Source organism: Arthrobacter sp. CMU6 (assembly GCF_059090205.1).
The window spans coordinates 119979-143313 of sequence record NZ_JBNHFL010000002.1; the positions used below are offsets into that span (position 1 = coordinate 119979).

Sequence of the window (23335 nt, forward strand, 5' to 3'; positions counted from 1 at the left end):
GGCGGGGAGGCAGCTGCCGGGCTGCGCCGGGAAAGGCTAGCCGACGCTGCCGAGCTCCTTGGTTTCCTGGGCCTCCATGCGCGGGTCGGTGCCCAGCAGGCGGCGCAGGGACGCGAGCCTGGCTGCTCCCGTGGGGCCGGCGTGACCGGCCGCGACCCATGCATCAACGCCGCAGTTGACGGAGGTGGCGTCGTGCTTGCAGCCGCGTTCGCAGGCCTCGGTGCCCGGCTCAAGGTCGGGGAAGGAGCGCAGGATGCGGTCCGGGTCGACGTGGGCAAGTCCGAACGAACGGATGCCAGGCGTGTCGATGATCCAGCTCCCGGCCGGGGCGTCAGCGAGCTTGAGGGCAAGGGCCGACGACGACGTGTGCCGTCCCCGGCCCGTGACGGCATTGACACCGCCGGTGGCGCGTTCGGCCCCGGTCAGCGCGTTGACCATGGTGGACTTTCCGACGCCGGAATGGCCCAGCATCACGGTCACCTTGCCGTCCAGGTGCGCGCGCAGTTCGGACACGGCGGCAACGTCGAGCCGGGCGGAGAGGCCGTCGTCTGACCGTGCGTCGATGCCCGATGCTTCCGAGTCGGCAGTGCGGCTGATGATGACCGGAAAGTCCAGGTGGCGGTAGTTGTCCAGCAGTTCGGTGGGATCTTTGACGTCCGCCTTGGTGACCAGCAGCAGCGGTTCGATCCCGGCGTCGTAGGCTGCCACCAGTGCCCGGTCGATGAAGCCGGTACGGGGTTCCGGGTTGGCGGCGGCGACCACCACCACCAACTGGTCCGCGTTGGCAACAACAGCGCGCTCCACCGGATCGGTGTCGTCGGCGCTGCGGCGCAGCAGGGTCTTGCGGTCCTGGATTTTCACGAGCCGGGCGAGAGTGTCCGGCGCGCCGGAGACGTCGCCCACGAGGGACACGAAGTCGCCCGCCACCACGGGGGAGCGGCGGAGTTCCCGGGCCCGGGCGGCGATGACCGTCCGCTCGTGGCCGGAGTCCTCGCCCACGACTGCTGTGTAACGTCCCCGGTCAACGGTGATGATCCGTCCGGTGACGGCGTCCTCGTGGCTGGGGCGGTCCTTCGTCCGGGGCCGGGAACCCTTCTTGTTCGGGCGGATCCGGACGTCGGATTCGTCCCAGGAATCAGTGCTGCGTGCCACCGGCGGTCCCTGCAGTGTTGGTCACTGCCGTGTTTGTAACGGCGCCGATCCGCTGGCCGAGCATGTCCGCCCACAGCTTGGGGAAGTCCGGCATGGTCTTGGACGTCGTGGCGATGTCCTGCACTTCCACGCCCCTGACCGCCAGGCCGAGGATCGCTCCGGCCGTGGCCATCCGGTGGTCAGCATAGCTGTGCACGACGCCCGCGTGCAGTTCCGCGGGCCGGATGATGAGGCCGTCGACGGTTTCCTCGGCATCGCCGCCGAGACGGTTGATCTCCGTGACCAGAGCGGCGAGCCGGTCCGTCTCGTGTCCCCGGAGGTGCGCAATGCCGCTCAGCCGTGAAGGGCCGGAGGCCAGTGCGCACAGTGCGGCTACGGTGGGTGCCAGTTCGCTGGTTTCGGCGAAGTCGGCGCCTTTGATTTCACTGCCGCCGGTTACCGTCAGGGTGCCGTCCTGCAGGGTGACTTCTGCCCCCATGTCGCTGAGGATGCTACGCCACATGTCGCCCACCTGCGTGGTGTGTTCGGGCCAGTCCGGAATCCGCACCGTACCGCCTGTGGCCAGGGCAGCGGCCAGGAACGGGCCGGCGTTGGACAGGTCCTGTTCGATGCGCTGGTCGAACGCACGGATTGGGCCGGGGCTGACAATCCAGTGCTTGGGTGTGGAGTCATCCACCACCACGCCCACCCCGCGCAGCACGGCGACGGTCATATTGATATGGTCCAGGCTTGGCACCGTGCTGCCGGAATGTTCCAGATGCAGGCCGTCCGAGAACCGCGCCCCCACCAGGAGCAGGGCGGAGACGAACTGCGAGGACGCGCTGGCGTCAATGACGAGGTGCCCGCCGCGGACCTGCCCCGTTCCTTCAACGCGGAAGGGCAGCGAAGCGGGCGTTCCGCCGTCCTCTCCGCCGACGGTTACGCCGAGGCCCGCAAGCGCCTCGATGATGGTCCCCATCGGACGCTCCCTGGCGTGCGGATCGCCGTCGAAAACGGTGGCTCCGGTGCGCAGGGCCGCCAGCGGCGGAACAAACCTCATGACCGTTCCCGCAAGGCCGCAGTCGACGGCGACGTCGTCACCGCCGGAGTTGGCCGGAATTGGCGTCACCTCAAGGTCCGGGCCGAAGGCGCCGTCGCCCGGCACCTCCCGGATGTCCGCACCCAGCTGGCGCAGGGCCGCGATCATCAGCGCCGAGTCGCGGGAATGCAGCGGTGCCCGGAGCCGGGACGGCCCGCTGGCCAGGGCAGCGAGCACCAGGTACCTGTTGGTCAGCGATTTTGAGCCCGGCACGCGGACCGTGGCGTCAACCGGATGCTCCGCAAACGGCGCAGGCCAGTGCGGAGCCGCGCCGGGGTTTTCAGCGGACGCGCCCATGGGTGATGCTGTCATTCCTGCTTATACCCCTACCGCGTGGTCAACAGCCTTGCGGACTGCTTTGTCGGCCCTGTGCAGTTTCTTGCCGGTGGTCTTGCGTGCGTCGGCGGCGAGGTGGCTCGCGGTCTTCCGCGCGTCGGCAGCGAGGTGCTCGGCACGCCAGGCCAGGCCGGGCTTGCCGGCGGTGTCCACCGCGGCGAGCAGTACACCGCCGGTGAGGGTGATGTTCTTGAGCAGCTGGTTGCGGCGGGCTTCCCGGCCCTCCTTGGTGCTGATGTCGGCGCTGCGCCATTCAACGAAGGCGTTCAGTGCCGAGATGACGGCCAGCACCGAGGCCGCCAGGCGCGCAGATTTGCCAAGCGCGAAGAGGACGCCGGCACCCACCTGCGTTCCGCCGATGATCCGTGCCAGGACCTTTTCGTCCGTCTGGAACGGCAGGGCCTCAGAGGCGCGGCGCAGGAGGGGCGACAGTTGCTGCGCGGTGTCGTCCGCATTCCTGAGCTTGTCCGTTCCGGCGAGGATGAAACTTGAGGCCAGCATCGGCCGGGCAAAAAAGCGGACAACGGACATGAATTTCCTCCTGGATGGCCGAGCCGCGGTGGCCGCGGCGGAGTCGGTTCTAGTCTTGCACTTTTGCGGAATATTTGCCCACCGCGCGTCGTTGTGCAGTTCAGACCGGAAGCGGTATGCAGGCGGCGACCTGTGCGGTTTCCGGTGTTCAGCGGCGGCTGGGGATGGCCGGAGCCGGCAAGAGCGCGGACAGCAGCATGAACGTGTCCTTGTCAGGTGGGTCTTAACCGGCGGAGTGGAGATGGAGCGTTGACTTTGGTGAAGGAAGCTGTGGGGGTGCGAAGTCCCGCCAGGATGCGGCCGTTTGTGGTGCCTGAAGCCGACGCGCTTGAGGCAGGCAGTGTCTTCCCGGGCCAGGAGGGGTTCCCCGGCCCGGACTACGGTACGGCACGCCGTCGGGGGCGGCCGGCGCCGATCAAAGTAGACTTGAAGGCAATGAGCACCGTGGATCCGGCCGTACAGGCCACACAGGAGGACGCCGCCAACGGCATCCCGGAGAATGGCACGTCAACCGCCGCTGAAGCGGTAGTGGATATTGACGTCGGTTCGGAGAGCGCCGAAGCGCGCCGGGCCCGGTTTGAGCGCGACGCCATGCAATACGTGGACCAGCTGTATTCGGCGGCCATGCGCATGGCGCGGAACCCGGCCGATGCCGAGGACCTCGTGCAGGAGGCGTATACCAAGGCGTTCTCGGCGTTCCATCAGTACAAGCCGGGCACCAACCTCAAGGCCTGGCTGTACCGGATCCTGACGAACACCTACATCAACCTGTACCGGAAGCGGCAGCGGGAACCCCTGCAGTCCAATTCGGACACCATCGAGGACTGGCAGCTTGCCCGCGCCGAGTCCCACACGTCCAGCGGTCTGCGCTCGGCGGAGGCCGAGGCTTTGGACCACCTGCCGGATTCCGACGTGAAGCGGGCCCTGCAGGCCATCCCCGAGGAGTTCCGGTTGGCCGTGTACTTCGCCGACGTCGAGGGCTTCGCGTACAAGGAAATTTCGGACATCATGAACACCCCCATCGGCACTGTGATGTCCCGGCTCCACCGGGGCCGGAAGATGCTGCGGGACATGCTGGCGGACTACGCCGCCGACCGGGGATTCAAGGCTGCTGGTGACGCCACGGCGGTAACGGAAAGCAACAAACAGGAGAACGGGAAATGAGCGACTGCCAGGGATTGGGCGATTGCGATGACACAAGGATGCAGCGCATCTACGAGTACCTTGACGGAGCTTTGACCCGCAGCGACCTTGCGGAGATCAAGCACCATCTCGATGAGTGTCCGGAATGCGCCCAGCAGTACGATCTTGAGTGCGTCATCCGGAAAGTGGTGAAGCGCTCCTGTACCGAGGCGGCGCCGGAAAACCTTAAGAACGCGATTCTGGAACGGATCCACACCATCCGGCCGGTGGACGCCTGACGGGATTCCTGACCTAAACGTGATGCCCCCGCTACCTTGCCGGTAGCGGGGGCATCGCGTTTAAGCTTCGGTTCAAGCCGTGGCTTAGGTGTTGGGGCGCTTCCCGTGGTTCGCGCCGCCACGCTTACGGTCACGACGCTTACGTGCACGCTTGCTCATAGCTGGCCTCCTTAATTTCGTTACCCAAAAGAGTTGCCCTCCAGTCTCCCATATCAGGGGACAGGCCGCGAACCGGGGCCGCGTTCGGGTGCAGGGAGACGCCAGGGCTGACGCTGTGCCCGGTAGCGCCTACAGTGAGTTGCGGATCGAGACCCGGGCCTGGTCCAGGACAGTCCGCACCGTTTCCAGGGCCACGGGCGTCATGGGCCGCTCGCTGGTCTGCAGGCGAAGCTCGGCACGGATGTCGTCGCGGAAGGCCTGCAGCAGCATCTCCGCCTCTCTGAGCATGCGCTGCCCCTCGGCGGTGTACCTGCCCTGGCCGGCCACGTCCTCAGACCTGGCAGCGGTGCGTGCCGCTTCCGCTGTGGCCGCCAGATCCGCGCGCAGCCCGCGCATGTTGCTGCGGATGTCGGCACGGAGGTCATCAGCCAGCCGGCGGACGGACGCTGCAATGTCGTTCTCCACGGTCTCCAGCTCATCGCGCCTGCTGTCCAGCTCAGCCAGGCCCGCTGGGGTGATGCGGTAATTGGTGCGGCGCCCCTGGGATTCCGTGGCCACCAGACCTTCCTCCTCCAGCTTGCCCAGGCGAGGGTAGATGGTGCCCGCGCTGGGGGAGTAGGTGCCGCCGAACCGCTCGCTGAGAGCCTTGATGAGTTCATACCCGTGCTTGGGGCCCGCCTCGAGGAGCGCCAGCAGATAGAGCCGGAGGGCGCCGTGGGCAAAGACGGGAGGCATTAGAGCCCCAGTTCCGCGGTGGCCGGGGCCTGGCCGTGGAAGATGGACGTTTTCCCGGACACCGAGTTGGTCCGGACCAGCATGAGTTTGGCATCCGGACCGGAGATGGTCTGCACCTTACCGCCGGGGTGCCCGTATTTACGGTCGTCGATGACCACCGGGCCGCTGGCGGACTGGGCCACAATGTCCACGCCGACGTCGTGCGGCACGCGGACGGTCAGGTCCCCGGACGCCGAGTTCGCGCCGAAGTCGTGGGTGAAGCCGTGCAGGTCAAAACTCATGTCACCGCTGACAGTGTTGGCCCGGATGTTGGTGAACTGGCCGGACGCCGTCACCTCGCCCGAGACGCTCTTCGCCGTCAGGACGCCACTGTGGTTGCGGGCGATCACTTCGCCGCTGACGGTGTTGACGTGCAAATCGCCGGAGGTCCCGTCGGCCAGCAGGGAGCCGGTCACGGTGCTCAGCCGGGTCCGTCCGTGGACACCGGAGACCAGTCCGTCCCCGCTGACGGTGCCGGCCTCAACCTCAACGCCGGCAGGGACGGCGATGCTGATGACAACAGAGTTGTTGCTGCTGTTGTTGACCGAATTCATGAGGTTCTTGAACCAGCCCTGCGGTCCGTGCAGCTGGTGGCGGATTTCCAGGCGGCCGCCGGCCACCGAGATCGCCAGCGGATCGCCGAGTACCTCCGACACCTCGATGCGGACAACGGCCTCGTCGTGGGTGACGATGTCCAGCCTGCCGCGGACAATGCCCACCTTGAGGTGCGAGACGCCGTCGATGTCCATGGTCTGCGGGCCGGTGACGGTCCAGGCATTCTCTTCCATGATTCCCTCCACTTGCGATATATCGTGTCCGTGGAAGCCACGCTAGTACTCCGGCACCGGAAGATCAAGATATATCGCGAGTGGGTTTTCCTAGTCCGGCGTGTCCATTCCGAGCCACTGGAACCAGCCGCGGTGCAGCACCAGCCATGCCATCAGCCCGTACCCCGCCTGCCCGGGCGAACCGCCGTTGGCTGCGAGGTCCTGGCGCCACTGCTCATGGTTCAGCAGCGGTGAAAACGTGTCGACGTACAGGTGCTTGCGCCGCGTGGTCACGTCGGCGAAGGCTGTGTTCAGCTCGGCGAGGCGGTGGTTCTGTGCCGGATCGAGTGTGGGCGGCGGTCCCACGACGAAGACTTCCAGGCGTTTCTGGGTGGCCGAATCCAGGATGTTGGCGAGATTGAGCCGGCTCCGGGCGGTGGACAGACCGAACTCAATGTCCCGGCCGGAGAGCCCGATGACCAGGCGGTTCTCATGGGAATCGCTGAACCTGCGGCCGGCCTCCTCGAGCCAGCGCGCCGACAGTCCCTCGGTGCCTTCCTGCGGGCACGGAAGGGAAAAGCTCTCCACCGTCATGCCGTCCTGCGGAGTGCGGGCGAGCACCCGGCCCAGCCACCCGAGCGCCCGGGGATCACCGAGCCCGGCGAGCAGTTCATCTCCAACAGCTGCAATCCGCAGCTTCCTGTCTTCCACTACTACCTCTTCACTTGTTGGGAGGGCGTGTCCCGGATACGGACCGTTTGCATGCCAACACTCAAGGTCCATTAACTCACGCCGATTAAACAGAACTGCCCGGCTGGAACGGTATGTCACCGTCCGGCCGGGCAGCTGTTCTGCTACTTGCGGGCGAAAGCCTGCTTCAGGAGCGCATCCTGCTCCGCAGCGTGGCGCTTCATGGAGCCGGCCGCGGTGGAGGCTGAGGCCGGGCGTGAAACCAGGCGCACCTTCCGGTCCAGGGCGGTCGGCAGGTGCAGGCCCATGAACGGCCACGGACCCTGGTTGGCGGGCTCGTCCTGCGCCCACACAACTTCGGCGTTCGGGTACTTGGCCAGTTCGGCTTCGATCTCCGCCTGCGGCAGCGGGTACAGCTGCTCGACGCGGATGATCGCCGTGGACTTGTCGCCCGTCTTCTGCCGCGTGGACAGCAGGTCGTAGTACAGGCGTCCGGAGACCAAAAGTACGCGGTCGACGGCGTCCGGCTGCAGCTGCTCGTGCTCACCGATAACCGGGCGGAAACCGCCGGTGGTGAAGTCCTCCACGGACGAGGCAGCGGCCTTGAGGCGCAGCAGCTGCTTCGGCGTGAAGATGATGAGCGGCTTGCGGGGCCGGCTGTAGGCCTGGCGGCGCAGCAGGTGGAAGTGCGAGGCCGCCGTCGTCGGGTTGGCGACGATCATGTTTTCCTCGGCACACAGCTGCAGGAAGCGTTCGATGCGGGCCGAGGAGTGGTCCGGTCCCTGTCCCTCGTAGCCGTGCGGAAGCATCAGCACGAGCGACGAGCGCTGGCCCCACTTCTGCTCGGCGGACGAGATGAACTCATCGATGATGGTCTGCGCGCCGTTGACGAAGTCGCCGAACTGCGCCTCCCAGAGGACCAGGGCGTCGGGGCGCTCTACAGAGTAGCCGTATTCGAAGCCCATGGCGGCGTATTCGGACAGCAGGGAGTCGTAGATCCAGAGCTTGGCCTGGTTGTCCGACAGGTTGCCGAGCGGCAGCCATTCGTTGCCGTTGGCGCGGTCGTGGAACACAGCGTGGCGCTGGACGAACGTACCGCGGCGGGAATCCTGGCCGGCAAGGCGTACGGGTACGCCCTCCATGATCAGGGAGCCGAAGGCTGCGATTTCGCCGAAGCCCCAGTCGATGCCGCCTTCACGGGACATCTGTTCACGCTTCTCCAGCAGCTGCTTGAGCTTGGCGTGGACGGTGAAGCCTTCGGGGATCTCCACGTGCGCCTTGCCGATGCGGGCCAGGGTGTCAGCCGAGATCGCGGTCGACGCCGGGGCGTTCGTTCCGATGTCCGACTGCTGTGCCTGGGGACGCTCGATGTCCGATACCGCTGCCGAGTCGGCGGTGATGATCGGAATGGGCGAGGTCTGGGCCGCGTGGGTTTCGGCAAAGACACGCTCGAGGCGTTCCTGGTAGTCACGGAGCAGCTGCTCGGCTTCTTCCTCGGTGATGTCACCGCGGCCGATCAGCGACTCGGTGTAGAGCTTGCGCACGGACCGCTTGGCTTCGATGAGGTTGTACATCAGCGGCTGCGTCATCGAGGGGTCGTCGCCCTCGTTGTGGCCGCGGCGGCGGTAGCAGACCATGTCGATGACAACGTCCTTGTGGAACCGCTGGCGGAACTCGTAGGCGAGCTGGCCGATGCGGACAACTGCCTCGGGGTCGTCGCCGTTCACGTGGAAGACCGGAGCCTGGATCATCTTGGCGACGTCCGTGGAGTACGTGGACGAACGCGAGGAGGACGGTGCAGTGGTGAAGCCCACCTGGTTGTTGACCACGATGTGGATGGTTCCGCCCGTGCGGTAGCCGCGCAGCTGGGACAGGTTGAGCGTTTCCGCCACAACACCCTGGCCGGCGAAGGCAGCGTCGCCGTGGACCATGATGGGCAGCACGGGGAAGGACTGCCCCTGGTCCAGGCGGTCCTGCTTGGCGCGGACGATGCCCTCCAGGACCGAGTCAACGGCCTCGAGGTGGGAGGGGTTGGCGGCGAGGTAGACCTTGGTCTCCTTGCCGTTGTCCGAAGTGAACGTGCCCTCGGTGCCGAGGTGGTACTTGACGTCGCCGGAACCCTGTACGGAGCGCGGGTCCTGGGTGCCTTCGAACTCGCGGAACACCTGGGCGTAGGTCTTGCCGGCGATGTTGGTCAGCACGTTCAGGCGGCCGCGGTGGGCCATGCCGATGGCAACCTCGTCCAGGGCGTCGTCGGCTGCGTCGGAGATGATGGCGTCCAGCAGCGGAATCAGCGATTCGCCGCCTTCGAGCGAGAACCTCTTCTGGCCCACGAACTTGGTCTGCAGGAAGGTCTCGAAGGCCTCTGCGGCGTTGAGCTTGGAGACGATGCGCAGCTGCTCGTCGCGGCTCGGCTTGGAGTACGGGTGCTCCAGCTGGTCCTGGAACCACTTGCGCTCGGCCGGGTCCTGGATGTGCATGTATTCGATGCCCGTGGTGCGGCAGTAGGCGTCTCGGAGCACGCCGAGGATGTCGCGGAACTTGAGCATCGGCTTGCCGCCGAAGCCGCCCGTGGGCCACTCGCGGTCGAGGTCCCACAGGGTTAGGCCGTAGGTGAGGACATCGAGGTCGGGGTGCTTGCGCTGGACGTACTCGAGGGGATCGGTGTCCGCCATAAGGTGGCCGCGAACGCGGTAGGAGTGGATCAGCTGCTGGATCCGGGCGACCTTGTTGATCTGGTCGGACGGGTCCACCTGCAGGTCCGGGCTCCAGCGCACAGGCTCGTACGGAATGCGCAGGGCTTCGAAGATCTCGTCGTAGAAGTCCTGCGCGCCGAGGAGCAGGGAGTGGACGAGCTTGAGGAATTCGCCGCTGCCTGCACCCTGAATGACGCGGTGGTCGTAGGTGGAGGTCAGGGTGAGGATCTTGCTGATGGCGTTCTGGGCGATGATCTTCTCGCTCGCGCCCTGCCATTCGGCCGGGTAGTCGAGGGCGCCGACGCCGATGATGGCTGCCTGGCCCTTCGACAGGCGGGGCACGGAGTGCACGGTGCCGATGCCGCCCGGGTTGGTCAGCGACACGGTGGTGCCTGCGTGGTCGTCCGCGGTCAGCTTGCCGTTGCGGGCACGCTTGATGAGGTCTTCATAGGTGTGCCAGAACTCCGCAAAGTTCATGGTTTCGGCCTTCTTGATGTTGGGAACCATCAGAAGGCGGGTGCCGTCGGGCTTGGGCATGTCAATGGCGATGCCGAAGTTGACGTGTGCCGGCTGGACCGCCACAGGCTTGCCGTCGACCTCGTCGTAGTACACGTTCATGGAGGGGAACTGGGACAGCGCCTTGACAACGGCGTAGCCGATGAGGTGCGTGAAGGAGACCTTGCCGCCGCGTGCGCGGGCAAGGTTGGAGTTGATGACAACCCGGTTGTCGATCAGGAGCTTGGCCGGAACTGCCCTGACGCTGGTGGCGGTGGGCACCTCAAGGCTGGTGACCATGTTCGACGCAATGGCCTTGGCCGGTCCGCGGAGAACGGAAACGACGTCCTCCTCAGGGGCGGTGGGAGCCTTGACGTTCTTCGGAAGCTGGGCCGGGATGGGCTGGGCGCCAGTGCCCGCCTCGGTCTTCTTGGAGCCGTCACGGGCTACCGTTGCCGGAGCCTTCTTGGCAGGTGCGGGCTGGGCGGGGGCTGCTGCCGGCGCCGGTGCCGGAGCTGCAGGCGCCTGGGCTGCGGGAGGAGCGGATGCCGGTGCCTTCGCGGGCGCCGGAGGAGTGACAACAGGCAGTTCGCGGGTAGCCGGATTGGCCGCCGGGGCGGTCACCGCCGGTACGCCGTTGGAAGATGGACCGTTGCCGCTGTCGAATGATTCGAACAGAGGCCACCATTTGGCATCGACCGTATTCTTGTCCTGCTGGTAACGCTCGTACAGTTCGTCAACGAGCCACTCGTTTCCACCAAATTCCTCTGGCAGACGGTGGCTAGGCTGCTCTGGCACTTGAAATACGCCTCTTCCATGAGTTTGATTTCCCTCTGGTCGCCTAAGGTGCCACGGCACAACAATTGAACCAGTTTCTGTGTCCTATGAACCCAGACTCTTGCCAGTCTAGTGACCGTTCCGGCTTAACTGCCAATAAGGGTGACCCAAATCATGTACCGTCCGATTTGTGGCGAAATAGCCGTCCAAACGAGCCAGAACAGTGTCCGTTCCATCATGCGCGGGCATTGATTTCGGGCGGGCGGGGTGGGCAGCTTCCGTCCTCTGTGGCGGCACCCTGCTCCTGTAGACTGCAATCCTTATGGACAGTAAATATAGGTGCCATGGACGGTAAATCCAGGTGCCGGCCTGTGGGCTTGGAGCGGGGCGCGGCCTGCGCCGCAGGGCCCCACCGCGGCGCCGGCAAACCCACTGGCCCGGCCAGCTGCCGACGACTCCCGGCTGGCCCGTGATGGAGTGGCTCCTTGTCGCCGCCGGCCTGCTGCTCATCCTCGGAACCGGCTTCTTCGTCGCCGTTGAATTTTCCCTTATTGCGCTGGATCAGCCCACAGTGCAGCGTGCCGTTGACGACGGCGACACCGCGGCAGTGCCGCTGCTCAAGTGCCTGAAATCCCTGTCCACGCAGTTGTCCAGCTGCCAGCTCGGCATCACCATGACAACGCTGTTGACGGGGTACGTCATGGAACCGTCCGTGGGGGCGCTGCTCGAGGTGCCGCTTGCGGCCGTCGGTGTCCCTGGGCCGGTTGCCCATTCGGTCTCCCTGGTGGTCGCGATGGTGATCGCGACCGGCCTGTCCATGCTCCTGGGTGAGCTCGTTCCCAAAAACATGGCCATTGCCCTCGCGTTCCGCATGGGCCGTGCCCTGGCACGGCCGCAGCTGATCTTCACCGCGATATTCAAGCCTGCCATCGTGGTCCTGAACGGCTTCTCCAACAAGGTCCTGAACGTCTTCGGGCTGGAGGCCAAGGAGGAGATTTCCGGGGCCCGCACGCCGGCGGAGCTCGCCTCCCTGGTGCGCCGGTCGGCGGCCATGGGCACGCTGGATCCGGGGACCGCGAACTTCATTGCCCGAACGCTGAACTTCTCCGGCCGCACCGCGGCAGACGTGATGACTCCGCGCATCCGCGTCGAAACCATCGACGCCGAACAACCGGTATCGGACATCATCGACGCCGCCCGCCGCAGCGGATATTCGCGCTTCCCCGTCATCGGTGAGTCGGCGGACGACATCCGCGGTCTGGTGCACGTGAAGAAAGCGATTGCCGTCCCTCCGGGCCGGCGGCGAAAGCTTGAGGCGGGCGCCATCATGACGGACGTCCTCAGGGTGCCGGAAACCATCCACCTCGACGCCCTGCTGGCTGAGCTGCGGGAGGGCAACCTGCAGCTTGCCGTGGTGCTGGACGAGTACGGCGGGACTGCCGGGATCGCCACGCTGGAGGACCTGGTCGAGGAAATCGTGGGCGAAGTGGCCGACGAGCACGACAAGGTCCGGCCGGGGCTGCTGCAAAGCGCTTCCGGTGACTGGTACTTTCCGGGCCTGATGCGGCCCGATGAGCTCTCGGAACAGATTCCGGGCCTGACCGTTCCCGACGAGGCCGCGTACGAGACGGTCGGCGGCTATGTCATGAGCGAGCTTGGACGGATACCCGAGGTTGGAGACACGGTGGAAGCGGGCGGCGGAACGCTCAGCGTCACCAGGATGGACGGCCGGCGCATCGACCGAATCTGCTTCAGGCCCCACCGTGAACCGGACGATGGTCCCGCCGCGGACCAGCAGTCCGGACGTGCGGCTGTCAACGGCGCCGCCAAAAACGGCGCCGCCAAAAACGGCAGCGCCAAAAGCGGCAGCGCCGGCAACGGAGCAGCCAGGAAAAGCCCGTCGGGGCGCGGGCCGTCCAAGCGCGGCCCGGCTAGCCACGGCAGGCCAGGGAACGGCATGTCAGCGAACGGCATGTTTGGAAACGGCGGCCAGCCATGAGCGACTGGGCGGGACTGCTCTGGCTGGTGCTGCTGCTCCTGGGCAACGCGTTTTTCGTGGCCGCGGAGTTCGCCGTCATGTCCGCACGCCGAAGCCAGATCGAGCCGCTGGCGGACGATGGCGTACTGCGCGCGCAGACCACCCTTCGGGCCATGGAGAATGTCTCGCTGATGCTGGCATGCGCGCAACTGGGAATCACGGTGTGTTCGCTGCTGATCCTGCTGGTTGCGGAGCCGGCCATTCACCACTTGCTGGCGGTGCCCCTGGCCGGGTTGGGTGTGCCGACGGAAATTGCGGACGTCTCGGCGTTCGCTGTGGCCCTCATGCTGGTGACGTTCCTGCACGTGACGTTCGGCGAGATGGTGCCCAAGAACATTTCCGTGTCCGTTGCCGACAAGGCAGCGCTGCTCCTGGCTCCGCCGCTGATGTTCGTTGCAAGGATTGTGAACCCGGTCATCACCGCACTGAACTGGTCCGCGAACCACGTCCTGAGGCTGATGCGCATCGAGCCCAAGGACGAGGTCAATTCCACGTTCACGCTGGAGGAAGTGCAATCCATCGTGCAGGAGTCCACGCGGCATGGCCTGGTGGATGACGACGCCGGCCTGATCACCGGTGCCCTGGAATTTTCCGAACACACCGCCGCCAGTGTCATGGTCCCGCTGGACCGGCTGGTCATGCTGAGGTCTTCGACGTCCCCGCTGGAGTTTGAAAAGGCCGTCAGCCGCACCGGCTTCTCCCGCTTCCCAATGCTGGACGACGACGGCCTGCTCGCCGGGTACCTCCACATCAAGGACGTGCTTGCCATCCCGGAATCCGGTTATGAACAGCCCATCGCGGAGAGCCGCATCCGGTCACTGGCCAACCTTTCGCGTGATGACGAGATCGAAAAGGCAATGTCCGTGATGCAGCGCTCGGGCTCGCATCTGGCGCGCGTCATCGGGCCGGGAGGGCGTACCGAGGGCGTGCTGTTCCTGGAGGATGTGATCGAGCAGCTCGTGGGGGAGATCCGGGATGCTACCCAGGCCAAGGGCATCCGTCGGCTGGGCAGGCCCGACGGCGGATAGCCGCCCGGGCGCCCCGGTCCGCCGCCGTCGCGACTTCTAAATAGGAATCATTCCCATTTAGCGATACACTCGAGTACGGGTTGCCCCTCCCCGCAACCTGTCATTTCCAGAACCGAGGTATTCCCGTGGCCAGCAACGTCCGAACTTTCCTGACCGCTGCCGTGGCCGGCGTCGGCCTGCTCCTCACCGGCTGTGGTTCGCCGGCAGCTGGGACAGCAGGCGCAGAGGCCAACGGCCGCATCGCCGTCGTCACGTCCACGAACGTATACGGCGAAATTGTTGAGGCGATCGGCGGGGACAAAGTCAGCGTCGCGGCCATCATCTCCCGTTCCAGCCAGGATCCGCACTCGTACGAGGCCAACGCCCAGGACCGGCTTGCGGTGTCCAAGGCTAAGCTGGTGGTGGAAAACGGCGGCGGCTACGACGACTTCATCCACACCCTGGCGGACGACAGCAAGGTGCCGCACGAGAACATCGTCAGTGCCGTGGAGGTGTCTGGACTGGCGCCGGAGCCGGCGGGCACCGCATCCGCCCACGCCGGGGACGGGCATTCCCATGACCACGGCGACTTCAATGAACACGTCTGGTACAGCTTTGACGCCATGACGCATCTTGCCGATGCTGTGGCGGCCCGCCTCGGTGCGCTCGACGCCGCCTCGGCCTCCCAGTTCACCGCCAACGCTGCCGAGTTCAAGGCCGGTCTCGTGAAGCTGGAGAGTAAGATTTCCGCAATGAAGACCTCGCACGGCGGTGCCGGCGTCGCCGTGACGGAACCGGTGCCCCTCTACCTGTTGGAAGCGGCAGGCCTGGAGAACCGCACCCCTGTCGAGTACACGGCCGCAGTGGAGGAAGGCGCTGATGTTCCGCCCGCAGTCCTGAAGGCAGCCACCTCGACGGCCGCCGCAAAGGACACGAGTTTCCTCGCCTACAACGAGCAGACGGAAGGCCCGCAGACCCAGGCCGTCAAGAACGCGGCCAATGCCGCGGGTACACCGGTGGTGAACTTCACCGAAACGCTTCCGGACGGCAAGACCTACCTGGAATGGATGGCGGACAACGTGGAAAACATCGGCAACGCGCTGAAGAGCCACCGTTGAACCCAGTCATCAGCCTGAAGCAGGCGTCGCTGAAGTTTGGCCGGCGCACGCTCTGGGAGGACCTGAACCTGGACATCAGCCCGGGGGAGTTCTTCGCGGTGCTGGGACCCAACGGCAGCGGCAAGACCAGCTTCCTCAAAGTCCTCCTCGGGCTGCAGGAACTTCACTCCGGCAAGGCTGACCTCGGCGGGCACCCCGTGGAGCGGGGTAGCCACATGATCGGCTACATCCCGCAGCAGAAGCCCTTCCTGCCGGACACCCCCATGCGCGCCCGCGACCTGGTGGGCCTGGGCGTCGACGGGCACCGCTGGGGAATACGGCTCGGCACCGCCAAGGCCAACCGCAGGATAGACGAACTGCTGGAGCTCGTCGGGGCAAGCGATTACGCCAAGGTTCCCGTCGGGCAGTTGTCCGGCGGTGAGCAGCAGCGCCTGCGCGTGGCGCAGGCACTGGCCACCGACCCGAAGGTGCTGCTGTGCGACGAGCCGCTCCTGTCCCTGGACCTCCACCACCAGCAGGCCGTCAGCGCACTCATCAATAAGCAGTGCCATGACCGGAAGAGCGCCGTGGTGTTCGTCACCCACGAAATCAATCCGATCATCGACTATGTGGACCGGATCCTCTATCTCGCCGGCGGCAGGTTCAGCGTGGGAACGCCGCACGAGGTCATGACCACCGAGGTTCTCTCCGATCTTTACGACAGCCACGTGGAAGTGATCCATGCCAACGGGCGGATCGTCGTCGTCGGCCTTCCCGACGCCACCACCCACCACCATGACGACGCGCATGCCGCTGCGGGGGAGGGTTCCTGATGGACCTGGAATCGATCCTGCAATCGGTGTTCAACTTTGAGAATTATGGCGAACTGCTGGTGCTGGTGCAGAACTCGCTGTGGGCCGGCGCGGTGCTGGGACTCCTCGGCGGCCTCGTGGGGACCTTCGTGATGAAGCGCGACCTGGCGTTTGCCGTCCACGGAATATCCGAGCTGTCGTTCGCCGGCGCCGCCTTCGCGCTATTAATCGGCACGGACGTGGTGTTCGGCTCCCTGGTGGGGTCCGTGGCGGCTGCGCTGCTGCTCGGGCTCATGGGTGTCCGGGCGCGGGACAAGAACTCCATCATCGGCGTGATCATGCCTTTTGGCCTCGGCCTCGGAATTCTCTTTCTGTCGCTTTACGAGGGCAGGGCCGCCAATAAGTTCGGCCTCCTCACCGGGCAAATTGTCTCGGTGGACACCGTCCAGCTTCAGGTTCTTGCGGGGACGGCGGTGGCGGTCATGGCAGCACTGTGCGCCATCTGGCGCCCGCTGAGCTTCGCCAGCGTCGACCCGGAGCTGGCCGAGGCCCGCGGTGTTCCCGTGCGGTCGCTTGCCCTGGTTTTCATGGTGCTCCTCGGCGTCAGCGTTGCGCTGTCCATCCAGATCGTGGGCGCGCTGCTGGTTCTAGCCCTGCTCATCACGCCCGCCGCTGCGGCGCTGCGGGTGACGTCCTCGCCGCGCCTCGTGGTGCTGCTGAGCGTGGTGTTCGCTGTGTCTGCGACGGTGGGAGGAATACTTCTCGCCCTTGGCGGCCGTATCCCCATCAGCCCCTACGTCACCACGCTGTCGTTCCTCATCTACGTGGTGTGCAGGGTCATCGGCCGCATCCGAGCCAAGCGCGGCCTCAACGGCCGGGTCATGCGGACCGCCTAAGCAGGCCGGGTATGGCGCCTGGTGCAGTGGGTTCCTACTGCGCGGCAGCCTTGCGTGCGGAGCAGTCGGGGCAGAGGCCATAGATCTCCACCGTGTGGGCCACTTCCGTGAAGCCGTGCTCCTGCGCGGTCCGCGCCGCCCAGGTCTCGACGGCGGGGGCCTCCACTTCCACGGCCTTGCCGCAGTTGCGGCACAGGAGGTGGTGGTGGTGGACGGTCACGGTGCAGCGGCGGTAGACGGCTTCGCCGTCGCCGTTACGAAGCACATCCACGAGTTCCTCATCAGCCAGCGACTGCAGGATCCGGTAGGCGGTGGCCAGGGAGACAGAAACACCCTTATTTTGGAGGATCCGGTAGAGCTCCTGGGTGCTCACGAAGTCATTGAGCTCATCCAGGGCGGCGCTGACAGCGATCCGCTGCTTGGTGACGCGCTGCTCTTTCCCGCCGGCCGCCGTCGAAGGTGCCTGTGGTCTGCCGTCAGCGCTGGCGCGTTGTGGCATGGATGGACTCGCTTTTCTTTCGGGTAATGGCAAGCATTAACGTTACCAGCCGGAGCCGCGTGGACACTGATCCGGCCCGTCCCTAGGCTGGCTTCATGAAGCTGACAAAATACACGCACGCCTGTGTCCGGCTCGAAAAGGACGGCCGGGTGCTGGTCCTGGATCCGGGGAACTTCTCCGAAACCGCCGAGGCGCTGGCCGGCGCACACGCCGTCCTCATCACGCATGAGCACGCCGACCATATAGATGTCCCGGCCGTGGCGGCAGCCCTTGCGGACAACGGAGGGCTGGAGCTCTTCGCGCCGGAGGGCGTGGCGCAGAACGTGCGCAAGGAAGCGCCGGACGCCGCTGACCGCGTGCATGCCGTGGAGCCGGGGACGGCCTTTGACGCCGCAGGCTTCGCTGTCCGCAGCTTCGGCGGTCAGCACGCACTGATTCACCCCCAGATTCCGGTGGTCGCCAACATCGGCTACCTCGTGGACGAGAACGTGTACCACCCGGGTGACTCGTTCATCATCCCGGATGGCATCAGCGTGCGCACGCTCCTGGTCCCGGTCCATGCCCCGTGGAACAAGGTCAGCGAGGTAGTGGACTTTGTGATCGGCGTCCGCGCGGAGCGGGCATTCGCCATCCACGACGGGCTCCTGAACGACAGCGGCCTCGGCCTGGTGGAGGGCCATGTCAAGCGGATCGGGGCCAAGTACGGCACCGAATACACCCACCTCTCCAGCCGCGAATCCGTGGAACTTTAGGGCCGCCAGACACCCGTGTCGAAGAACGCCTTCAGCGTGTCCTCATGTGGCTGCGGATCCAGTCCCTGGGCCGCCAGCCACGCCGGACTGTAGTGGCTGCCGGCGTACCGCTCACCGCCGTCGCACATCAGGGACACCACGCTGCCGCGTTCCCCGTCCGCCACCATCTGTGCCACGAGCTGCCAGACACCCCAGAGGTTGGTGCCCGTGGACGGCCCGGCATGCAGGCCCGCCAGCGCGTGCAGGTGCCGCATGGCTGCGACCGAGGCGGCGTCCGGGACCTGGATCATGTGGTCGATGACCGAGGGGACGAAGCTTGGCTCCATGCGGGGCCGGCCGATCCCTTCGATCCGGGACGGCATTCCCGTGCTGTAGTCCGCGGCGCCGCTTTGCCACCCCGGATAGAAAGCGGAGTTCTCCGGATCGACCACCGCCAGGGAGGTGGCGTGGCGGTGGTAGCGGAGGTAGCGGCCGATCGTGGCGCTGGTTCCGCCCGTGCCGGCCCCCACCACAATCCAGCGGGGGACCGGATGCTCCTCGAGCGCCAGCTGCTCAAAGATGGACTCGGCAATGTTGTTGTTGCCCCGCCAGTCCGTGGCGCGCTCGGCGTAGGTGAACTGGTCCATGTAGTGGCCGCCGCTCGTGGCGGCAACCTCGGCGGCCGCCGCATAGACCTCGGAGGCATGGTCCACCAGGAGGCACGCGCCTCCGAACTGTTCGATCAGGGCGATCTTTTCCGGGCTGGTGGTTCGGGTCATCACGGCGATGAACGGCAGGCCCAGAAGTTGTGCGAAGTAGGCCTCGGAAACCGCGGTGCTGCCGCTGGAGGCCTCCACGATGGTGGTGCCCTCGCGGATCCATCCGTTCACCAGCCCGAACAGGAACAAGGATCGGGCCAGCCGGTGCTTGAGGCTTCCCGATCGGTGCGTGGACTCGTCCTTGAGGTACAGCTGGACGCCCCAGTGTTCGGGCAGCGGCACCGAATACAGATGGGTGTCTGCCGAGCGGTTGTTTTCCGCGTTGATCTTGCGGACTGCCTCATCCGCCCATGCCCGGTCCCGGGTCCCCGCCCTCTTCACTTAATCTGCCTGCCCACTGAATCGCCTGCTCACTGAATCAGCCTACCGGCGCGGGCAGCGGGCCGCCGCTAGAGTGGGATGCGTGATCAACACTCTTATTGACGTGGCCGCCCTGGACGCCCGGATGGCGGCCGGTGAGCGGACTGTGGTGCTGGATGTCCGGTGGGTGCTTGGCGATCCGGCTGGCCATAGCCACTACCTGAAAGAGCACATACCGGGTGCAGTGTACGTCGACCTGCCCACCCAGCTGGCGGACCCCGCAGATCCGGGCCGCGGGCGCCACCCGCTGCCTTCGGCGGCCCGCTTCCAGGAAGCGGCACGGTCCTGGGGGATTTGCGACGGCGACGTCGTGGTCGCTTATGACGATGCCGGCAACACCTCTGCCGCCCGGTTGTGGTGGATGCTCCGGAACGCCGGCGTGCGGACCGTTTACCTGCTCGACGGCGGCCTGGCCGCCTGGCGCAGGGCAGGGCTTCCCGTGGAGGGCGGCGAAGTGCAGCCGGACGCCGGAGACGTGACACTTACGGGCGGCGGCATGCCCGTAACGGACGCCGACGGTGCCGCAGACTGGTCCGCCCGAGGCGTGCTGCTTGATGCACGCGCCGCAGAACGGTACCGCGGGGAGATCGAACCGGTGGACCCCCGGGCCGGCCACATTCCCGGCGCCGTGAGCGCCCCCACCACCGGGAACCTTGACGACGACGGCCGCTTCCTGACCGCGGAGAAGTTGCGCCAGCGCTTCGCCAGCCTTGGGATCGACGCAGCGGCGCCCACCGCCGTGTACTGCGGCAGCGGCGTGACAGCCTCCCACGAGATAGCGGCTCTGGAAATCGCCGGCTTCAGCGCCGTCCTGTTCCCCGGCTCCTTCTCCGAATGGTCCAACGACGCCTCCCGCCCGGTGGCCACGGGTGACCAACCCGGAAAGTGATCCCCGGAGGCGCGGCCCGCTGGCCCGTGGAGCGCCACCGGCAATTGGTAGTCATCGGCGAGCCGCGGTAGCGTCGCCATATGACTCCTGGACGCCCCGTACCCCCACCGCTGAACCTGCACATCCCGCTGGATGAGACCGTCGTCGGACCCCTCGAAGGACGCCTCGCCGCCGCCCGCGGCGCGTCATCCGCCACGAGCGGCCTGGTTGGGCTGACCGTTGCCCGCCGGGCACCCAAACCCGACGACGTCGAAATTGCGATCGAGTTCTGCGGTCTCTGTCACTCGGACGTTCACGCCACCCGGGGGGAGTGGGGCACCCAGAACTACCCTCTCGTACCGGGCCACGAGATTGTGGGCAGGGTCAGCCGCGTCGGCTCTGACGTGAAGGACTTTCAGCCGGGTGACCGCGTGGGCGTGGGCTGCATGGTGGACTCCTGCCGCGAATGCGAGAGCTGCCTCGAAGGGCTGGAGCAGTACTGTGAACGCGGCCTGACCGGGACGTACGGTGCCAAGGATGCCCGGAACGGGGATGCCGTCACCCAGGGCGGTTACGCATCATCCGTGGTTGTGGACCGGCGGTACGTCCTGCGGGTGCCGGAAAACCTGGACCCCGCGGCGGCTGCCCCGCTGCTCTGCGCGGGCATCACCACCTTCTCTCCGCTGCGTCACTTCGGCGTCCGGGAAGGCCACGTGGTCGGCGTCGTGGGCCTGGGCGGCCTGGGCCACATGGCCGTCAAATTGGCGAAGGCGATGGGCGCCGAGGTCAAGGTCTTCACTACTTCGGAGTCCAAGGTATCGGCGGCGCTGGAACTCGGCGCTGACGAAGTTGTACTTTCCCGGGACGAGGAAGCCATGGCCGCTGAGAACCGGAGCATCGACGTCATTATCGATACGGTGGCAGCACCGCACGACCTCAACCCGTTTTTCCGGACCCTGCGCCGTGACGGGGCCCTGTTCCAGCTGGGGCTGCCCTCCGAAGCTATGCCGCCGATCAATCCCGGAGCACTGATCAGGAGGCGGATTTCCTACGCGGGCTCCCTGATCGGAGGCATCGCCGAGACGCAGGAGATGCTCGACTTCTGCGCCGAGCACGGGGTCGTCTCGGACATTGAACTGGTTGGTGCCGAGCAACTTAACGACGCCTATGACCGGATGGTCGCAGGGGAAGTGAAGTACCGTTTTGTCCTGGATACATCCACACTGCAGGAACCGTCGGAAAGGGCTGACGCATGAGCACGCTGTTCACCAAGATTCTCAACGGGGAGATCCCTGGCAGGTTTGTCTGGCGTGAGCCGGACGTCTCGGCGTTCCTGACCATGGGGCCGCTTGCTGACGGGCACACGCTGGTGGTTCCGACCGAGGAAGTGGACCGCTGGACGGACGCCTCGCCCGAAACCCTGGCCAGGGTCATGGAAGTGGCGCGGCGCATCGGCGCGGTGCAGGTGGAAACGTTCGGGGCAGCCCGGGCAGGACTCATCGTGGCTGGTTACGAGATCAACCACATGCACGTGCACGTGTGGCCTTCGAACAGCATGGCGGAATTCAACTTCGCCACCGCCGAGCACAACCCGGATCCGGCGCGGCTGGATGCCAACGCCGAAAAGCTGCGGGCCGGCCTGCGCGACGCCGGCTACGGGGAGTTCGTGCCGGAGGCTTAGGCGGAATCCAGCTCGGTTATTCGCGCCGGTTCCGCACTGAGTGGTTCCGCGACTATCGGCTCACCCTACCCGGTTCCGGGCAGTGGTGGCGCGGTTGAGTGGTAGGTGTGTCCGGTGGGTGTGGTGATTTCGATGGTGTGCCGGGGTCCTGGTCTGGGTTGGGTTTTCCAGCCGGGGAGTTCTTTGGTGTGGTTGCAGGCTTCGCCGAGTCCGGCGCCGTTGGCCAGGCTGGTTGGGCCGTTTTCGTGCCAGGGGATGATGTGGTCGTGGTGGCGGATGGGTGCGTCGCAGTAGGGGGTGCGGCAGGTGTTGTCGCGGATCTGGATGAAGCGCCGCAGCGGTGCCGGGAACAGCCGCCGTCGTGAGTCCATGGCGACGAGGTCGCCGGTCCCTGGGGCGGTGTAGAGGCGGCGGAGCCAGGTTTTGAGCTCCTCACGTCCGTCACTCTTTTCCTGCGTTATCAGCTCCCGTGCCCAGGCGGCGGGGACGGTGCCGTAGCCGGTGAGGCGGGCGGGTTCGGTGTCGGCTTGGAGGAGGGTGCGGTCGGTCATGACGAGGCTGATGTCGATGCCGGTGATGCCGCCGGGGGTGCCGGTGGTCCGTTCGACGAGGGTGTCGGCCATGGCCTGGTTGCGGGAGCGCGGGTCACCGGCAGATTTGAGGGTGGCGGCGTGCCGGGTCAGGGCGGCGTAGACCGCGACTCCCTCGTGGGCGGGCAGCAGGGCCGTCAAATAGGTCATGCAGTCGGGGGGGCGGGGCGCAGGCTGACGGACCGCTCCGACGCGGCGTGGCTGGCACGCTGGGTGACGGAGCGTGGGTCCCGCCGGATAGCGGCGGCCTTCACGGCGGCGATGACGGCCCGGGTCCCGGCGCCGGTGAAGGTCCCTGTATCCGCGGCCAGTTCCTCATCGACCGCTGCCCGGTCTTCCACGCTCAGGCAGGCTGTTTCTTTCACCACGTGGATGGTGCGTTCTTCGTTGAGCTGGCCGGTGTCCAGGGCGGCCAGGGTGTGTGGCATCTCGGTGACCAGTGCCTTGCCCATGCCGAGGAGCCGGCCGCCGCGGTGCGGGGACTCGCCCCGGGCCAGGGCGATCTGCTCGGCCGCTCCCATGCTGTGTTCCTGGGGCCGTTTCTTGCCCAAATCCCCGGCCGCCAGAGTGCTGCCCCTGGTCTGCCCGGCGTTGTCCGCCTGTGATTCGCCGTTGGCGTTTTCCCGGCGGTGGCGGAGTTCGAAGGCGACGGCGAGCCGGGCCTGTTGCCCGGCGGCCCAGCTCTTGAGTTTCTCCAGCGCCTTGGTCTGGTCGATCAGGGCGGCACTGTCGGCGGTGAGGTCCGACGGCAGAAGAGCTGTTGCCGCCGCGACCCGGTCTGCCAGATCCCCCCGCGACGTTTCGGGCCCGCCCCCGGCAGTGCCGGTGGCGGCGCCGCCGGCGGACGGGACATCTGCAAACTGGACGTCCCTAAAGAGAAGCTCGGGGAAGGGGTCCTCGGGGAAAACGCCGTCGGCAAACTGTCCCCCGGGGAAAGGGTCCTCGGGGAAAACATCGTCCGGGTACACGAAGTTCGGGTCATCGTCCGCGTCATCCGGCAGCCCGCCGTTGGCGAACAACGGGAACCCGCCGCCCGGGAACTCATCCTCGGGAATCGCGTCAACAGGAAAGACTGCGTCTGTAACAACGGCGGTTGGAAGA

General features: G+C 66.3%; 21 protein-coding genes and 1 pseudogene. 11 read left to right on the forward strand and 11 right to left on the reverse strand.

Going from position 1 to position 23335, the window contains the following annotated elements:
* Nucleotides 1–36: 36 nt before the first annotated feature.
* From rsgA to AC5RWD_RS01945, 3 genes are read right to left on the reverse strand one after another with little or no spacing between them, the layout of a single operon-like run.
* The gene (gene rsgA / locus AC5RWD_RS01935) at nucleotides 37–1152 is read right to left on the reverse strand and encodes a ribosome small subunit-dependent GTPase A (protein ID WP_494018435.1); all 1116 of its coding nucleotides are present in this window, start codon (nucleotides 1150–1152) and stop codon (nucleotides 37–39) included.
* Nucleotides 1136–2527: a 3-phosphoshikimate 1-carboxyvinyltransferase gene (aroA, locus tag AC5RWD_RS01940; RefSeq protein WP_494018538.1), complete on the reverse strand. Its 1392-nt coding sequence runs from the start codon at nucleotides 2525–2527 to the stop codon at nucleotides 1136–1138. Before aroA ends, rsgA begins: the two co-directional genes overlap by 17 nt.
* Nucleotides 2528–2548: 21 nt before the next feature.
* On the reverse strand, nucleotides 2549–3097 hold the full coding sequence (locus AC5RWD_RS01945; protein WP_494018436.1) for a DoxX family protein: 549 nt from the start codon (nucleotides 3095–3097) through the stop codon (nucleotides 2549–2551).
* Between the two features lie 435 nt (nucleotides 3098–3532).
* Between AC5RWD_RS01945 and AC5RWD_RS01950 the strand changes: the two genes are divergently transcribed.
* Entirely contained in the window at nucleotides 3533–4261 is a 729-nt protein-coding gene (locus AC5RWD_RS01950; protein ID WP_494018437.1) for a sigma-70 family RNA polymerase sigma factor, read from the forward strand.
* Entirely contained in the window at nucleotides 4258–4518 is a 261-nt protein-coding gene (gene rsrA, locus AC5RWD_RS01955) for a mycothiol system anti-sigma-R factor (protein WP_306924421.1), read from the forward strand. Before AC5RWD_RS01950 ends, rsrA begins: the two co-directional genes overlap by 4 nt.
* A gap of 84 nt (nucleotides 4519–4602) precedes the next feature.
* Here the strand turns inward: rsrA and AC5RWD_RS01960 are convergent, their stop codons facing one another.
* The 5 genes from AC5RWD_RS01960 to AC5RWD_RS01980 all read right to left on the reverse strand — a co-directional run bounded on the left by AC5RWD_RS01960 (nucleotide 4603) and on the right by AC5RWD_RS01980 (nucleotide 10897).
* On the reverse strand, nucleotides 4603–4677 hold the full coding sequence (locus tag AC5RWD_RS01960; RefSeq protein ID WP_369299106.1) for a 50S ribosomal protein bL37: 75 nt from the start codon (nucleotides 4675–4677) through the stop codon (nucleotides 4603–4605).
* A gap of 129 nt (nucleotides 4678–4806) precedes the next feature.
* Complete coding sequence (locus AC5RWD_RS01965) at nucleotides 4807–5412, reverse strand: PadR family transcriptional regulator (RefSeq protein ID WP_494018438.1); 606 nt, start codon at nucleotides 5410–5412, stop codon at nucleotides 4807–4809.
* The gene (locus AC5RWD_RS01970) at nucleotides 5412–6239 is read right to left on the reverse strand and encodes a DUF4097 family beta strand repeat-containing protein (RefSeq protein ID WP_494018439.1); all 828 of its coding nucleotides are present in this window, start codon (nucleotides 6237–6239) and stop codon (nucleotides 5412–5414) included. Before AC5RWD_RS01970 ends, AC5RWD_RS01965 begins: the two co-directional genes overlap by 1 nt.
* A gap of 90 nt (nucleotides 6240–6329) precedes the next feature.
* The gene (locus tag AC5RWD_RS01975) at nucleotides 6330–6929 is read right to left on the reverse strand and encodes a GDSL-type esterase/lipase family protein (protein WP_494018440.1); all 600 of its coding nucleotides are present in this window, start codon (nucleotides 6927–6929) and stop codon (nucleotides 6330–6332) included.
* Between the two features lie 143 nt (nucleotides 6930–7072).
* The gene (locus AC5RWD_RS01980) at nucleotides 7073–10897 is read right to left on the reverse strand and encodes a multifunctional oxoglutarate decarboxylase/oxoglutarate dehydrogenase thiamine pyrophosphate-binding subunit/dihydrolipoyllysine-residue succinyltransferase subunit (protein WP_494018441.1); all 3825 of its coding nucleotides are present in this window, start codon (nucleotides 10895–10897) and stop codon (nucleotides 7073–7075) included.
* Between the two features lie 451 nt (nucleotides 10898–11348).
* Here AC5RWD_RS01980 and AC5RWD_RS01985 point away from each other — a divergent pair, with 451 nt between their 5' ends.
* From AC5RWD_RS01985 to AC5RWD_RS02005, 5 genes are all read left to right on the forward strand, one after another.
* Nucleotides 11349–12875 carry a hemolysin family protein gene (locus AC5RWD_RS01985; protein WP_494018442.1) on the forward strand — a complete coding sequence of 509 codons (1527 nt, stop codon included), beginning with the start codon at nucleotides 11349–11351 and terminating at the stop codon, nucleotides 12873–12875.
* Entirely contained in the window at nucleotides 12872–13942 is a 1071-nt protein-coding gene (locus AC5RWD_RS01990) for a hemolysin family protein (protein ID WP_494018443.1), read from the forward strand. Before AC5RWD_RS01985 ends, AC5RWD_RS01990 begins: the two co-directional genes overlap by 4 nt.
* Nucleotides 13943–14067: 125 nt before the next feature.
* The gene (locus tag AC5RWD_RS01995; protein WP_494018444.1) at nucleotides 14068–15039 is read left to right on the forward strand and encodes a metal ABC transporter solute-binding protein, Zn/Mn family; all 972 of its coding nucleotides are present in this window, start codon (nucleotides 14068–14070) and stop codon (nucleotides 15037–15039) included.
* Nucleotides 15036–15851, forward strand: coding sequence for a metal ABC transporter ATP-binding protein (locus tag AC5RWD_RS02000; RefSeq protein WP_494018445.1), 816 nt, complete (start codon nucleotides 15036–15038; stop codon nucleotides 15849–15851). Before AC5RWD_RS01995 ends, AC5RWD_RS02000 begins: the two co-directional genes overlap by 4 nt.
* Complete coding sequence (locus AC5RWD_RS02005; RefSeq protein ID WP_494018446.1) at nucleotides 15851–16726, forward strand: metal ABC transporter permease; 876 nt, start codon at nucleotides 15851–15853, stop codon at nucleotides 16724–16726. The genes AC5RWD_RS02000 and AC5RWD_RS02005 overlap by 1 nt, the downstream gene beginning before the upstream one ends.
* Nucleotides 16727–16760: 34 nt before the next feature.
* Here the strand turns inward: AC5RWD_RS02005 and AC5RWD_RS02010 are convergent, their stop codons facing one another.
* Nucleotides 16761–17225 (reverse strand): Fur family transcriptional regulator, encoded by a 465-nt coding sequence (locus AC5RWD_RS02010; protein WP_494018447.1) that lies wholly within the window; start codon nucleotides 17223–17225, stop codon nucleotides 16761–16763.
* Nucleotides 17226–17320: 95 nt separating this feature from the next.
* Between AC5RWD_RS02010 and AC5RWD_RS02015 the strand changes: the two genes are divergently transcribed.
* Nucleotides 17321–17977: an MBL fold metallo-hydrolase gene (locus AC5RWD_RS02015; RefSeq protein ID WP_494018448.1), complete on the forward strand. Its 657-nt coding sequence runs from the start codon at nucleotides 17321–17323 to the stop codon at nucleotides 17975–17977.
* On the opposite strand, the gene AC5RWD_RS02020 is transcribed toward AC5RWD_RS02015, so the two are convergent.
* Nucleotides 17974–19056: a PLP-dependent cysteine synthase family protein gene (locus tag AC5RWD_RS02020; RefSeq protein WP_494018449.1), complete on the reverse strand. Its 1083-nt coding sequence runs from the start codon at nucleotides 19054–19056 to the stop codon at nucleotides 17974–17976. The genes AC5RWD_RS02015 and AC5RWD_RS02020 overlap by 4 nt on opposite strands.
* A gap of 85 nt (nucleotides 19057–19141) precedes the next feature.
* Here AC5RWD_RS02020 and AC5RWD_RS02025 point away from each other — a divergent pair, with 85 nt between their 5' ends.
* The 3 genes from AC5RWD_RS02025 (at nucleotide 19142) to AC5RWD_RS02035 (ending at nucleotide 21644) form a co-directional block, all read left to right on the forward strand.
* The gene (locus AC5RWD_RS02025) at nucleotides 19142–19984 is read left to right on the forward strand and encodes a sulfurtransferase (protein WP_494018539.1); all 843 of its coding nucleotides are present in this window, start codon (nucleotides 19142–19144) and stop codon (nucleotides 19982–19984) included.
* An 80-nt stretch (nucleotides 19985–20064) separates the two neighbouring features.
* Nucleotides 20065–21219 (forward strand): NAD(P)-dependent alcohol dehydrogenase, encoded by a 1155-nt coding sequence (locus AC5RWD_RS02030; protein ID WP_494018450.1) that lies wholly within the window; start codon nucleotides 20065–20067, stop codon nucleotides 21217–21219.
* Entirely contained in the window at nucleotides 21216–21644 is a 429-nt protein-coding gene (locus AC5RWD_RS02035) for an HIT family protein (protein ID WP_494018451.1), read from the forward strand. The genes AC5RWD_RS02030 and AC5RWD_RS02035 overlap by 4 nt, the downstream gene beginning before the upstream one ends.
* A 65-nt stretch (nucleotides 21645–21709) precedes the next feature.
* Here AC5RWD_RS02035 and AC5RWD_RS02040 read toward each other — a convergent pair.
* Nucleotides 21710–23019 (reverse strand): annotated as a pseudogene (locus AC5RWD_RS02040) (HNH endonuclease).
* Between the last annotated feature and the right edge of the window lie 316 nt (nucleotides 23020–23335).